Origin of the sequence: Phenylobacterium sp. (assembly GCF_965284355.1) — a bacterium.
Classification (GTDB): Bacteria; Pseudomonadota; Alphaproteobacteria; order Caulobacterales; family Caulobacteraceae; genus Phenylobacterium.
This window is the reverse complement of the sequence record NZ_OZ260078.1, coordinates 3,475,800-3,488,555: the sequence shown is the minus strand read 5'-3', so window position 1 is coordinate 3,488,555 and position 12,756 is coordinate 3,475,800. Positions and strand designations below refer to the sequence as shown.

The window sequence follows — 12,756 nt, the reverse complement described above, 5'->3', positions numbered from 1 at the left end:
CTCAGGCCGGCTTTGGGTTGCGCGGGAAGACGAAGCTGAGGGTCACAAGCGCCACCAGCGAGGCCGCGAGCGCGGTCGCCGGGATCGCGGGCACGCCGAAGGCCGCCAGGGCCGCGCCGCCCATGGTCGAGCCCAGGGCCTGGCCCATGGCGAACACCGAGCCGTTCAGGGCCAGCGCGACCGGCGCCCCGCCGGTCATCTGGATCAGCCGCGACTGGGTGACCGGCGAGATCGAGAACAGCGCCGTGGCCGCCAGGAACACCGCCGCGAGAACCAGCCCGTCCACGGCGAGACCGTGCGGAAGCACGCCGTGCGTGGCCGAGAAGTGCAGCGTCATGGCCACGGACTGCAGGGCGATACACTGCAGCACCCAGGCCTTGCCCGCGCCCCGGTCGGCGGCTCGCCCGCCCAGCCAAAGCCCCATCGCCGCCCCGAAGCCGATCATCGACTGGAACACCGCGACGCCGGCGCCCGTGATCCCCGTGCCCACCCGCACGATGGGGGCGATGTAGAGGTTCAGCGTCATGTTGGCCGCGAAGGTCAGGAAGCTGGTCAGGTACAGCGGCCAGATGGCCGAGAGGTCGAGGTTACCCCCCTCGCGCTTGGCCGGCGCCGGAACGCTGGGCAGGAAGAGCGCCACGGCCGTCAGCGCCACCGCCGCCAGGATCGCCGCCACCACGAAGGTGGCTCGCCAGCCGAACATCGCCCCGGCCACGCTGCCGATCGGGATGCCGACCACGAAGGCCAGGGTCATGCCGCCCGACACGAGAGCCAGCGCCGAGCCGCGCCGCTCGGGCGGCACCAGGGAGGCCGCCGCCACGCTGGCCGCCGGGCCCGACATGGCGCCCGCCACGCCGGCCAGGGCGCGCGCCACCAGCAGGGTCTCGAAGTTGGGCGCGATCGCGCAGGCCAGGTGCAGCACCAGGCCGATCACCAGCCCGAGGATCACCACGATCCGGCGATCCATCCGTCCCATGAGCCAGGCGACCACCGGCCCAAGGACCGCCGAGGTCAGCACATAGGCGGTCTGAAGCTGTCCGGCGACCGCCGTGGAGACGCCAAGGTCGGCGGCCATCGGCTCCAGCATCCCGGCGAAGATGAACGCCGCCGAGCCGAAGGCGAACGTGCACATGGTGAGCACGAACACGCGCGGATTCATCGCCGCCGCCAGTTCATGCCGTCACCCCCGAACGCTTGTTTGACGTCCAGGGTGGCCGAAGACGCGGTATGCCGTCGAGCCCCAATCGGCGAGCGATCGTGGCGATCAGCGCCCCCTCCACCGCTTCGCGGTCCCCCTCCCCCATTGGCATGGGGGAGGAACTGACGGATCGATCGCCCCCAGTTCCTCACCCGCTTGCGGGGGAGGGGGACCACGAAGTGGTGGAGGGGGCGTCGGGGCCGTGCGCCTAGGCCGGCATCGCCGCCCGCACCCGGGCGCGCAGCACGTCGATGGGGGCCAGGCCCTTTTCCGTCTTGTAGTGCCAGTAGGTCCAGCCGTTGCAGGCCGGGGCTGACTGGACCATCGCGCCCACCTTGTGGATCGAGCCCGAGACTTCCCCCACCACCAGGCTGCCGTCGGCGCGCACGCGGGCCGCGTTCTGTCCGCGCGAGCAGTAGAGGATGTCGCCCGGCCGCACGAGGCCGGCTTCCACCAGTTGGCCGAACGGCACGCGCGGCTCGGCCTTCTTCGAGGTGGTCACCACCATCTCTTCGGCGGTGGCCGGCACGACCTTGGCGATGCGCGCCTCCGCGATCTTCGCGTAGCTCTCCTCGCGCTCGATGCCGATGAACTTGCGGCCCAGCCGGCGGGCCACAGCTCCGGTCGTGCCGGTGCCGAAGAAGGGGTCGAGGATCACGTCGCCGGGCCGGGTGGACGCCATGATCAGGCGGTGCAGCAGGGCCTCGGGCTTCTGGGTCGGGTGGGCCTTGTCGCCGTTGGCGTCCTTCAGGCGCTCTTCGCCCGTGCACAACGGCAGCGTCCAGTCCGAGCGCATCTGCAGCTCGTCGTTGGCCATCTTCATGGCGTCGTAGTTGAAGGTGTAGCGCCGTCCGCCCCGGCTCTTGGCCGCCCAGATCAGGGTCTCGTGCGCGTTGGTGAAGCGCGTGCCCTTGAAGTTCGGCATCGGGTTCGACTTGCGCCAGACGATGTCGTTCAGGATCCAGAAGCCCAGGTCCTGCAGCACCGAGCCCACGCGGAAGATGTTGTGGTAGCTGCCGATCACCCACAGCGCGCCGTCGTCCTTCAGTATCCGCTGGCACTCGGCCATCCAGGCCTTGGTGAAGGCGTCGTAGGCGGCGAAGCTCTCGAACTGGTCCCAGTGGTCGTCGACGGCGTCGACCTTGGAGTTGTCGGGCCGCAGCAGATCGCCGCCCAGCTGCAGGTTGTACGGGGGATCGGCGAAGACAAGGTCGACCGAGCGGTCGGGAAGCTTCTTCAGCTCCTCGATACAGTCACCTCTGAGAATGGCGTCGACCGGCAGCGCCATGGCGGCTTACCCCTGAAATCCACAAAACACCTTAGAATCCTGGGCCCAACATGGTGAAGGGGCCGTTACCGGCCATGGTGAATGAGGTCTTAAGGCGTCAATCGGCCTGCCGTGTCACAACCATCGAACCCAGGCGCCATGCGGGTGGACCTCGGCCAGCCGTCGGCTTTCGCCGCCAGGCCAGATCGTCAGGTCCAGGCGGACCATCGCCAGGTTGTCGGCGGGCGGCTCCATGCGCAGCCAGGCGAAGGGCGAGCGGACGGTCGCCTGGGCCGCGAGCTCCGCGATAGCCAGCTCCAGTCCGTCACGCGTCGGTTGGGGCGGGTACTGCCAGAAGATCGAGTGGTAGAGCACTGTCGCCGCGCCGTCCTGGAGACGCACGCGCGTCCGCACCCAATCCAGGGCGTCCGCAGACTCGATCACGACGCCTTCGGCCAGCGCAAGATCGATGGCGGCGCGGCTGCGGGCCAGTCTATCGAACTGGTCGGGCCAAACGCAGGCCAGCAGGCGACGGCGCTGGGCAAGGTCAGCCAGGTCCGTCGGCCGCCGGTCGCAAGCCGCGCGTGCGATCACGCGGGGCTGGATGTCCAGGGGCGGCAGAGGTCCGCTCCAATCGACCGGGATAACCACGGCGGCGGCGGGATCGCCCCAGGAGGCCTCCCCCAGACGGTAGCGGAATCGATCCCAGAGCAGATTCAGCCCTGCGCTCGCTCCGAGCTCGAAGGTGCGCAGCGGCAGGCCCGTCGCCTGCGCCACCGTCAGGAAGCCGCCGAGCAGCACGCCCGAGCGTCGCACCTCGTTCGTCTGCGGCTCGTGCGCCATGAAAGCCGTCAGGGCGGCGCGATGCTCGGGAACCAGCGCGCGCGCCAGGCGCCAAGCTGTCGCCGGATCGCCGGGCGCGCCGTCGCGCGGGTAGGCCCGCGCCAGTTCCGGAGTCTCCTCGCCCATCGCCAGATGGGTGAAGGCATTCACCAGTCGGAGGGGCGCCGCGTCGTGGAGTATCTTCTGGCGAGAGACGCCCCGCCAGGGCGCCAGCAGCTCCGCCACGGGTCCCCCCGCCTCGAGGTCGGCTGCCATATGCGCCAGCATCGCGCCGTTGAAGGCCGAACCAAACTCGCGGCAGACCTCGGCCTGTAGGCGCAGCGCATGGACCAGATCGTGATCAGCGGTCATCCGCCCATGCGGCGGCGGACGCTCGCCAGGGTCAATCTTGATTCATTCGGTCAATCACAGCGCCAGCTCGCCCTGCTCGGGCTCGACCTGTCGGGGGTCGATGCCCGCCAGGACCAGCTTCACCGGCCGCCAGGCGCGGCGGTGGATTTCGCAGGGACCCATGTTGACCAGGGCTTCGAGGTGGCTCGGAGCGTTGTAGCCCTTGTGGCGGGCGAAGCCGTAGCCCGGGTAGCGCGCATCCATCTCGACCATCAGGCGGTCGCGGGCCACCTTGGCCAGGATCGAGGCCGCGGCGATCGACTTCGACTTGCCGTCGCCGCCAACTACCGTCTTCACCTCGCAGGGCAGCTTGAAGGGGTAGTTGCCGTCCACCAGGGCGAAGGCCGGCTGGACCGACAGCGCCTCGATCGCCCGGCACATGGCCAGCCCCGTGGCGTGCAGGATGTTGAGCTCGTGGATTTCCTCCACGGTGGCGAAGCCCACGCCCCAGGCCACGGCGCGGTCCTTGATCTCGAGCTCCAGCTCTTCGCGCGCCTTGGCGGTCAGCTTCTTGGAGTCGTCCAGGCCCTTGGGAACCTTGCGCGGGTTGTCGGACAGGATCACCGCCCCGGCCGACACCGGCCCGGCCCACGGGCCGCGTCCGGCCTCATCGACGCCGCAGACAGGACCGCCGACGAAGGCGCGTTCCAGGGATAAGGTGGGCCCGCGGGGCACTACTGCATTACCAGGAGGCCGGTCGCCCGGCCGGTGATCTTGCTGATCCAAACGATGATGGGACCGCCGACGCAGGTGTCGCATGGCGGATCCAGGTTCACGTCCCATGTGTCGCCGCCATCGAGAATCACCGCCGACGAAGGATCCTGAACCTGGAGTTGCCGGGCCTCTGCATAGTGGACGGCTGTCGATACCAATCGACCCCGATCCATTCCGCCGTACATGTGCTCGCATCCCGCGAGGGCCAGCGCGACGGCGATAGTCAGCGCGGCCCTCATCGGGCCAGCCTCTTCACCGCATCGTGCCGCTCGCAGCAGGTCAGGTGGTCGTTGACCAGGCCTGTGGCCTGCATCCAGGCGTAGACGATCACCGGGCCCACGAACTTGAACCCCTTCGCCTTCAGCGCTTTGGAGACCTCGACGGCGAGGTCGGTCTGGGCCGGCACGTGCGACTTCGACGTCCAGCTGTTCTGCACCGGCTTGCCGCCCACGAAGCCCCAGCAGAACTCCGAGAAGTCCTCGCCGCGCGCCTTCATCTGCAGATAGATCTTCGCGCTTTCGATCGCCGCGTCGATCTTCGCGTTCGATCGCACGATGCCGGCGTCGGCCATCAGCCGCGCCCGGTCGGCCTCGCCATAGCGCGCCACTTTCTCAGGGTCGAAGTTGTCGAAAGCCGCGCGGAAGGCGTCGCGTTTCCGCAGGATCGTGATCCACGCCAGTCCCGCCTGGAACCCGTCCAGCACCAGCTTTTCCCACAGCGCCCGAGAGTCATACTCGGGCACGCCCCACTCGGTATCGTGATAGGCCTCGTACATCGGATTGCCCGCCATGCCGGGCCATTCGCAACGAGTCAGGGACGGGGTCTCGCTCATCGGCGGACTCTCAACCGACCCGGCCGCGGGAAACAAGGGGTTGTGCTTCGATGGCGTTCGAAGGCTTCGAGTTGTCGCAGATTACGGTTCCGGATCCCGCGGGCGAGGTGAGCCTGCGGGTCCGCCACGGCGGCTCGGGCCCGCCGCTCCTGCTGCTGCACGGCTACCCCGAGACCCACATGATGTGGGCCAGGGTGGCGCAGGGCCTCGCCGACAGCTTCACCGTCGTCTGCCCCGACCTGCGCGGCTACGGCGGCTCGACCAAGCCGCCCTCGTCGCGCGACAACGAGACCTCGTCCAAGCGCGCCATGGCCCGCGACGCCGTGAACCTGATGGCCAGCCTGGGCTTCGACCGCTTCGCCGTCGCCGGGCACGACCGCGGCGGCCGCGTCGCCTACCGCCTAGCGTTGGACCATCCGGCCGCGGTCGCCAAGGTCTCGATCCTCGACATCATTCCCACCGGCGAGGTCTGGGCGCGGGCCGACCGGCGCTTCGCCCTGGCCTACTGGCACTGGTCGTTCCTGGCCCAGCCGCACCCGATGCCCGAGACCCTGATCGGCGCCGATCCGGAATACGCCCTGTTCCGCGCGCAGTTCGGCGGCGCCATCCCCGGCTTCGACCCCGAGGCCTACGCCGACTATCTGGCCGCCGCGCGCAGCCCGTCGGTGATCCACGGCATGTGCGAGGACTATCGCGCGGGCGCCGGCTACGATCGCCTGCTCGACGAGGCCGACAAGACGGCGGGCAAGAAGATCGCCTGCCCGGTCCAGGTGCTCTGGGGCGCCAAGGCCGCGCTGGCCGCCTGGTACGACACGCTGGCGATCTGGCGCGAGTGGGCCGACGACGTGCAGGGCCAGGCCGTCGACTGCGGCCACTTCATACCCGAGGAGAAGCCCGACGAGACGCTGGCGCTGCTACGCGGCTTCTTCGCCGACGGCCGCTGACATCCACGCCGGAACCTCGACGCGCGCGGGCCGACCCTCGACCGTGAGCGCCGCGCCCAGCGCCCGGTCCAGGCGCACCAGGGCGATCCCGCGGCCTTCGGCGCCCGACAGCATCTCGCCGGCGCGCAGTTCGCCCGCCAGGACCTCGGTCCCGAACGGCGGCGCGGCGCCGTCGTATGTGATCGGCAGCATGCGGTTCTTGATGACGCCGCGCCGCTTCATCCGCGACGTCGTCTCCTGACCGACGAAGCAGCCCTTGTGGAAGTCGATGCCGCCCAGAAGGTCGAAGTTGGCCTCGATCGGATAGGTGCGGTCCACACCCCAGTCCTTCGGCCCCGGCACGCCCCGCCGCAGCTTCTGCGCCTCGCGCTCAGCCTCGGTCGCCGCGACAGCGCCGGCCGGCATGTCCACGCCATATCCGCGCCAGCCGAGTTCGGCCAATCGCCCGTCGCGCGCCCAGCCCGGGCCGTCAAGCTGCGCTGGCGCGCCATCCTCGGCGAACAGGACGCTCACCTTCATGTCGTCCGCCGCGATCTCCACCTTCGCCCGCAAGCGATAAATCATCAGGCGCTGCATCAGCGCGTCGCGGTGCTCGGCTTCCACGTCCAGCCAGGCGCCGTCCTCGCGTTCCACCACGAACAGGTCGTAGAGCAGCCGGCCCTGCGGCGTCAGCAGGGCGCCGAACCGCGCCACGCCCGGCGCGGGCGTCTCCACGTCCTGGGTGATCAGCCCCTGCAGAAAGCTGCGCCAGTCCGGCCCGCTCACGGCGATCAGCGAACGGCTCTGCAAGTGCGCGAAGGTGACAGTCGGCGACATCCCGACAATCTGGGGCCGCGGGCGATGGAGCGCCAGCCGTAGGACGCTATAGAGAGCGCCAAATGTCCCGCGGCTTCCCCATCCTGTTCATCACGGCCACCCGGATCGGCGATGCGGTGCTGTCCTCGGGCCTGATCAAGCGGCTGATCGACGAGATTCCCGACGCCCGCTTCACGATCGTGGCCGGCCCCGACGCCGCGCCGCTGTTCGCCAATGTTCCGGGCCTGGACCGGGTGATCGCCTTCGAGAAGTCCAAGAGCGGCAGCCACTGGTTCGAGCTGTGGCGGCAGGTTCGCCGGACCAAGTGGGGGCTGGTGGTCGACCTGCGCGGGTCGGGCATCTCCCGGTTCCTCACCACCCGGCGCCGCGCGATCCATCGGAAGAGCGCCACGCCGACCCACAAGGTCCTGGAGGCGGCCCGTACCCTGCGTATCGAGGAAGACCCCGCGCCGCCCCACATCTTCACGAGCCCCGACGTCGAGGCCTATGCCGACGAGTTGACCCAGGGCGCCGGGCCGATCCTGGCCATGGCGCCGGCCGCCAACTGGATCGGCAAGACCTGGCCGGTCGAGCGGTTCAGCCAGGTGGCCATGAACCTCTTGCACGGCTACGGCCCCCTGGCGGGCGGGCGGCTGATGGTGCTGGGCGGCCCGGGCGACGACGCGCTGGCCCGGTCGCTCAAGGATTCCGCCGGCCGCCGGTTCATCAACCTCGCGGGCAAGGTCGACGTGCTGACCGCCTATGCCTGCCTGAAGCGGGCGCGGCTGTTCATCGGCAACGACTCCGGTGCGATGCACCTGTCGGCGGCCGCCGGCACGCCCACCATCGGCCTCTTCGGTCCCTCGGACGAGCGTCTCTATGCGCCCTGGGGCGAGCACGCGCGGGTGGTGCGTGGCCCCCGGTCGTTCGAGGCGATCCGCGCGGTTGACCCTGGCTTTGGCCAGGCGCTGTGCCACATGATGGACCTGCCGGTGAAAACCGTCGTAACCGCCGCCAACGACCTCCTGAAAGCCACGGAACCCCGAGATGCCTGAGACCTACGATCTGATCGTGCGCGGCGGAGACGTGGTGAACCATGCGGGCCGGGGCATGGCCGACGTGGGCGTCAAGGACGGCAAGTTCGCCGCCATCGGCGACCTCTCCCAGGCCAGCGCGGGCGAGGTGTTCGACGCCACCGGTCTCACGGTCATGCCGGGCGTCATCGACACCCAGGTCCACTTCCGCGAACCGGGGCTGGAGTGGAAGGAAGACCTGGAGACCGGTTCCCAGTGCGCGGTCCTGGGCGGCGTCGTCGCCGTGTTCGAAATGCCGAACACCGAACCCACGACCACCGACCCCGACAGCCTGGCCGACAAGCTGAAGCGCGCGAAGCGCCGCATGCACTGCGACCACGCGTTCTATGTCGGCGGCACCCACGACAACGCCATCTACCTGGGTGACCTTGAGCGTCTCCCCGGCTGCTGCGGTATCAAGGTGTTCATGGGCGCCTCGACCGGCACACTGCTGGTGCAGGACGATGAGGGCATCGAGCAGGTCCTGCGCCACATCAACCGCAGGGCCGCCTTCCACTCCGAGGACGAGTACCGCCTGGCCGAGCGCCGGCCGCTGGCCCGCACCGGCGACTGGACCAGCCACCCCGAGGTCCGCGACGCAGAGTCGGCGTTGCAGTCCACCCACCGGCTGGTCCGCCTGGCCCAGAAGCTGGGCAAGCGAATCCACGTCCTGCACGTGACCACCAAGGAAGAGATCGAGTACCTGGCCGCCCATAAGGACGTGGCCTCGGTGGAAGTGACGCCCCAGCACCTCACCCTGGAAGGGCCCGAGGCCTACGAGCGGCTGAAGGGCTTCGCCCAGATGAACCCGCCGATCCGCGATCACTACCACCGGATGGGCATCTGGGCCGGCGTGGCCAACGGCGTCGCCGACGTCCTGGGCTCGGACCACGCCCCACATACCCGCGAGGAGAAGGCCCGCCCGTACCCCGCCTCGCCGTCAGGCATGCCGGGCGTGCAGACGCTGCTGCCGCTGATGCTGACGCACGTGGCCGAGGGGCGTCTGTCGCTGGAGCGTCTGGTCGACCTGACGAGCCACGGCGCGCAACGCATCTTCAACATCGCCGACAAGGGCCGCATGGCCGTGGGCTACGACGCCGACCTGACCATCGTCGACCTGAAGGCGCGCCGCACCATCACCCACGAGCAGATGGCCACCCGCTCGGGCTGGACCCCCTTCGACGGCATGGAGGCCAGGGGCTGGCCCAAGGCCACCATCATCCGCGGCAAGGTCGTCATGCGCGACGACGAGATCGTTCTGCGGTCTCAGGGCGAGGCGGTGCGGTTCCTGGAAACCCTGGCGAGCTAGTTCGCCTCCAGGGCCGCCAGGACATCGCGGGCGAAGCGCACCTCGTCGAAGCGGGCCTGGGCGCTGTCGAATCCTCGCCGGACGATGACCACCTTCTTGGACGGCACGATGAAGACGTACTGCCCGCGGTTGCCGTTCATGGCGTAGGCGCCCTCGGGCAGGCCCTGGGCCGGGCCGTGCAGCCAGAAGAAGGCGCCATAGCCCGGGCCGTTCGGTGGCTGGGCCGGCGCAGGCGTGGCCACGAACTTCGCCCAGCCCTCAGGCAACAGCCGCTCGCCGTTCCAGACCCCGTCGTTCAGGTAGAGCAGCCCCAGCCGCGCCAGATCACGCGACGTGGTCCAGACCTGGCTGGAGAGGATGTAGTTGCCCTGCCAGTCGGTCTCGAGGGTGGTGTGGTTCATCCCGATCCGCCAGAGCAGCTCGGTGAACGGGAAGGCCAGGGCGTCGGCCCCATCGCCCAGCGCCGCGCGGACCGACCGCGCCGCCAGCAGGGTGTCGTTGTTGGCGTACCGGAAGCGGCTGTCGGGCGCGACCTCCAGGGGCATGCGCGTGGCCCACTCGGTGACCAGCCCGCCGCCCAGGTACGCCTCGTCGGTGCGGTTGCCCGGCCCGTCGGTCCAGAGGCCCGAGCCCATGTGCATCAGCTGCGCCAGCGTGATCGACGCCCGCGGATCGCCCGGCGCCTTCCAGTCCGGAATGTTCGCAGGCGCGTCGACCTTGACCTTGCCCAGCTGCACGGCGCGGCCGACGACGGTGGCGGTCAGGCTCTTGGCGGCCGACCAGGTGCGTTGCGGTGTGTAGAGGTCGTAGCCCGGCCGATACTGCTCGCCCACGATCTTGCCGTCCTTCACGACCAGAACAGCCGTGGTCTTGCCGCCGTAGTCGCTGAACGCCTTGGCCAGCAGCGGGGCCAGCGCCTTGGGCGCCTTGCCCGTCGCCTGCTCGTCACCCGCCGGCCATGCGGCCTTCGGCCCCGGCTCGCGCACGATGCCCAGCGTCGGCAGCTTCGCCGCACCATCCACGCGCGCTCCGATCGGCAGCTGGGCGCAGCCCAGATGCGGTCGCCACGCGGCGATCCGCGGCGGCAGCGTCGGGTCGAACGCGACGCTCACCGTCTTCGCCTGGCGATCCACCGTCGCCGGCAGGGTCCGCACCAGCGCCTGATACTCGGGATAGATCCCCTCAAGGTCGTCGGCCGCGATCTCGGCTTCGGGCCGCCCCGCATTGAAGACACCGCTGCACAAGAAGGCGGCCTTGTAGCCCGCCGCCAGCGCCCGTGTGTGCGGATCGTCCGCCGCCTGCGCCCCGCTCGCCGCCACGGCCAGGACCACCGCCACCCAGATCGCTCGCATTTTTTCGAAGACCCCTGTCGAATCCGGCGGACGCCGCCCGTCTCCCCGGTGACGCAGGCTTCTGCGTCGCGCAATCTTCAGCCGAACGGGGATCCAAATGAAATACATGCTTCTGCTCTATGAGCCCGAAGGCGCCTACGAAGGCGAGGCCGGCCAGAAGAAACTGGCCGACATCATCGCCCAGCATATGAAGCTGGCTGAGGCCTTGGTCGCCGCCGGCGTCGAGTTCTCGGGCCACGAACTTCAGCCCACCAGCACGGCCCGGACCGTGCGCACGGACGCCGCCGGCGCCAAGACCGTCCATGATGGGCCCTTCGCCGAGACCCGCGAGCAGCTGGGCGGCTACTACATCGTCGACGTTGCGGACGCCGACGAGGCGACCGCGTGGGCCCACAAGATCCCGATCCTCCCGGGCGGCAAGGTCGAAGTCCGACCTGTCGGCCAGCACTGAGGGAGGGGCCGACATGCAGTACATGATCCTGATCTACGAACCCGAGGACGCCTATGCCGGCGAGGCCGGCCAGGCCGCCCTGCAGGACATCGTGGCCAAGCACATGGCGTTGGCCGCCGACCTGAGCGCCAAGGGCTGGATGAAGGACGGCTCCGGCCTGCAGGACAGCTCCACCGCCACCACCGTCGTGACCAAGGGCGGCCAGCAGACCCTGCATGATGGGCCGTTCGCCGAGACCCGCGAACACCTGGGCGGCTACTACCTGATCGACGTCGCCAACCTGGACGACGCGCTGTCGGTGGCCCGCCGCGTTCCGGTGACAGACGGCGGCAAGGTCGAGGTGCGGCCGCTCGCCGTCTACGGATGAGCCCGCACCGGTTCGGCCAGCAGATCTCCGCCGCCCGTCCGCGGGTGGTGGCGGCGTTGGCCGGACGCCTGCGCGACCTGGACCTGGCTGAGGACGCCTTCGCCGACGCCTCGGCCGCCGCGCTGGCGGCCTGGTCCAGCCAGGCGCCCCGCGACCCGGCGGCCTGGCTGTGGCGGGCGGGCTTGCGCAAGGCGCTGGACGCCAAACGACGCGCCGCAGTGCGCGAGCGCGCTGTTCTGGAAGAACCCGCCCCACCGCCGACGCCCGAGGAGGCTCTGATGGCGGCCGATGAACCGATCCCCGACGAGCGGCTGAAGCTGATCTTCGTCTGCTGCCACCCGGCGCTGGCGCCCGACAGCCGCGCGGCGCTGACGCTGAAGGTGGTCTGCGGTCTCTCCACCGAACGGCTGGCCCGGGCCTTCTTCGTGGCCGAGCCGGCCATGCTCCAGCGCATCACGCGGGCGAAGCGCAAGATCGCCGGCGCCGGCGTGCCCTTCGAAGTTCCGGGCCGCGAGGCCTGGCCCGAGCGGCTGGACGCGATCCTCACCACGCTCGAGATCGCCTACGCCCAGGCCTACGAGGACGCCGCCCTCGCCGGCGAGACCGCCGGCTTCGCCGCCGAGGTCCTGCGCCTGTCGGGCCTGCTGGCCGACCTGATGCCCGACGAGCCCGAGGTGCTGGGCCTCGCCGCCCTGGTCCGCTTCGCCGAGGCGCGGCGGCCCGCCCGCCTGGACGACCTGGGCGCCATGGTCCCGCCCGATCAGCAGGACACCGGTCTGTGGCGCCGCGACCTGATCGCCGAGGGGGCCCGCCTGCTGGAACGGGCGGCCGGGTTCGCGCGCTCCGGCCCCCGCCAGATCCTGGCCGCCATCCACGCCGCACACTGCACCCGCGCCGAGACCGGCGCCACCGACTGGACGACCATCGCAGCGCTCTACGACGTGCTGGCCCGCCTGCGCCCCCACGCCGCCACGGCGGTGAACCGCGCCGTCGCTATCGGTGAGGCGCGGGGCGCCGAGGCGGGACTGGCCGAGTTGGCGAGGGTCGAGGAGATGGCGGACTGGCTGCCCTATCAGGCCGCGCTGGCCGCCCTCAGCGCCCGGGCCGGCCGCTACGACGCGGCGCGGACAGCCTATGCCGCGGCCCTGGCGATGGACCCCGCGCCGGCCGAGCGGCTGTTTCTGGGCCGGCGCCTGGCCGAACTCCAGGGACGTTGAGCGC

14 protein-coding genes are annotated in these 12,756 nt (G+C 70.2%); 6 read left to right on the top strand and 8 right to left on the bottom strand.

Annotated features, from left to right (window positions below):
* Position 1: 1 nt before the first annotated feature.
* The 6 genes from ACQ66R_RS17180 to ACQ66R_RS17155 form a co-directional block, all read right to left on the bottom strand.
* On the bottom strand, positions 2 to 1,159 hold the full coding sequence (locus tag ACQ66R_RS17180) for an MFS transporter (protein WP_430423911.1): 1,158 nt from the start codon (positions 1,157 to 1,159) through the stop codon (positions 2 to 4).
* A gap of 247 nt (positions 1,160 to 1,406) precedes the next feature.
* Positions 1,407 to 2,486 carry a site-specific DNA-methyltransferase gene (locus ACQ66R_RS17175; protein ID WP_430423910.1) on the bottom strand — a complete coding sequence of 360 codons (1,080 nt, stop codon included), beginning with the start codon at positions 2,484 to 2,486 and terminating at the stop codon, positions 1,407 to 1,409.
* Positions 2,487 to 2,600: 114 nt separating this feature from the next.
* The gene (locus tag ACQ66R_RS17170; RefSeq protein ID WP_430423909.1) at positions 2,601 to 3,659 is read right to left on the bottom strand and encodes a DUF2332 domain-containing protein; all 1,059 of its coding nucleotides are present in this window, start codon (positions 3,657 to 3,659) and stop codon (positions 2,601 to 2,603) included.
* Positions 3,660 to 3,713: 54 nt separating this feature from the next.
* Positions 3,714 to 4,373, bottom strand: coding sequence for a ribonuclease HII (locus ACQ66R_RS17165; protein ID WP_430423908.1), 660 nt, complete (start codon positions 4,371 to 4,373; stop codon positions 3,714 to 3,716).
* Complete coding sequence (locus tag ACQ66R_RS17160; RefSeq protein ID WP_430423907.1) at positions 4,373 to 4,651, bottom strand: hypothetical protein; 279 nt, start codon at positions 4,649 to 4,651, stop codon at positions 4,373 to 4,375. Before ACQ66R_RS17160 ends, ACQ66R_RS17165 begins: the two co-directional genes overlap by 1 nt.
* Positions 4,648 to 5,244 carry a DNA-3-methyladenine glycosylase I gene (locus ACQ66R_RS17155; RefSeq protein WP_430423906.1) on the bottom strand — a complete coding sequence of 199 codons (597 nt, stop codon included), beginning with the start codon at positions 5,242 to 5,244 and terminating at the stop codon, positions 4,648 to 4,650. The genes ACQ66R_RS17160 and ACQ66R_RS17155 overlap by 4 nt, the downstream gene beginning before the upstream one ends.
* Positions 5,245 to 5,294: 50 nt before the next feature.
* Between ACQ66R_RS17155 and ACQ66R_RS17150 the strand changes: the two genes are divergently transcribed.
* The gene (locus ACQ66R_RS17150) at positions 5,295 to 6,188 is read left to right on the top strand and encodes an alpha/beta fold hydrolase (RefSeq protein ID WP_430423905.1); all 894 of its coding nucleotides are present in this window, start codon (positions 5,295 to 5,297) and stop codon (positions 6,186 to 6,188) included.
* Here ACQ66R_RS17150 and ACQ66R_RS17145 read toward each other — a convergent pair.
* Positions 6,159 to 7,004 (bottom strand): YgfZ/GcvT domain-containing protein, encoded by an 846-nt coding sequence (locus ACQ66R_RS17145; protein ID WP_430423904.1) that lies wholly within the window; start codon positions 7,002 to 7,004, stop codon positions 6,159 to 6,161. The genes ACQ66R_RS17150 and ACQ66R_RS17145 overlap by 30 nt on opposite strands.
* Before the next feature lie 62 nt (positions 7,005 to 7,066).
* Here ACQ66R_RS17145 and ACQ66R_RS17140 point away from each other — a divergent pair, with 62 nt between their 5' ends.
* Positions 7,067 to 8,038, top strand: coding sequence for a glycosyltransferase family 9 protein (locus ACQ66R_RS17140; RefSeq protein WP_430423903.1), 972 nt, complete (start codon positions 7,067 to 7,069; stop codon positions 8,036 to 8,038).
* The gene (locus tag ACQ66R_RS17135; protein ID WP_430423902.1) at positions 8,031 to 9,365 is read left to right on the top strand and encodes a dihydroorotase; all 1,335 of its coding nucleotides are present in this window, start codon (positions 8,031 to 8,033) and stop codon (positions 9,363 to 9,365) included. Before ACQ66R_RS17140 ends, ACQ66R_RS17135 begins: the two co-directional genes overlap by 8 nt.
* Here ACQ66R_RS17135 and ACQ66R_RS17130 read toward each other — a convergent pair.
* Positions 9,362 to 10,717 carry a serine hydrolase domain-containing protein gene (locus ACQ66R_RS17130; RefSeq protein WP_430423901.1) on the bottom strand — a complete coding sequence of 452 codons (1,356 nt, stop codon included), beginning with the start codon at positions 10,715 to 10,717 and terminating at the stop codon, positions 9,362 to 9,364. The genes ACQ66R_RS17135 and ACQ66R_RS17130 overlap by 4 nt on opposite strands.
* A 97-nt stretch (positions 10,718 to 10,814) precedes the next feature.
* Here ACQ66R_RS17130 and ACQ66R_RS17125 point away from each other — a divergent pair, with 97 nt between their 5' ends.
* Genes ACQ66R_RS17125 through ACQ66R_RS17115 form a run of 3 tightly spaced genes read left to right on the top strand, consistent with a single transcriptional unit; the run spans position 10,815 to position 12,752 of the window.
* Positions 10,815 to 11,168, top strand: coding sequence for a YciI family protein (locus ACQ66R_RS17125; RefSeq protein WP_430423900.1), 354 nt, complete (start codon positions 10,815 to 10,817; stop codon positions 11,166 to 11,168).
* 13 nt (positions 11,169 to 11,181) lie between these two features.
* A complete protein-coding gene (locus tag ACQ66R_RS17120) occupies positions 11,182 to 11,535 on the top strand; it encodes a YciI family protein (protein ID WP_430423899.1) in 354 nt (117 codons plus the stop codon).
* Positions 11,532 to 12,752, top strand: a complete 1,221-nt coding sequence (locus tag ACQ66R_RS17115; protein ID WP_430423898.1) for an RNA polymerase sigma factor — start codon at positions 11,532 to 11,534, stop codon at positions 12,750 to 12,752. The genes ACQ66R_RS17120 and ACQ66R_RS17115 overlap by 4 nt, the downstream gene beginning before the upstream one ends.
* Positions 12,753 to 12,756: the final 4 nt, after the last annotated feature.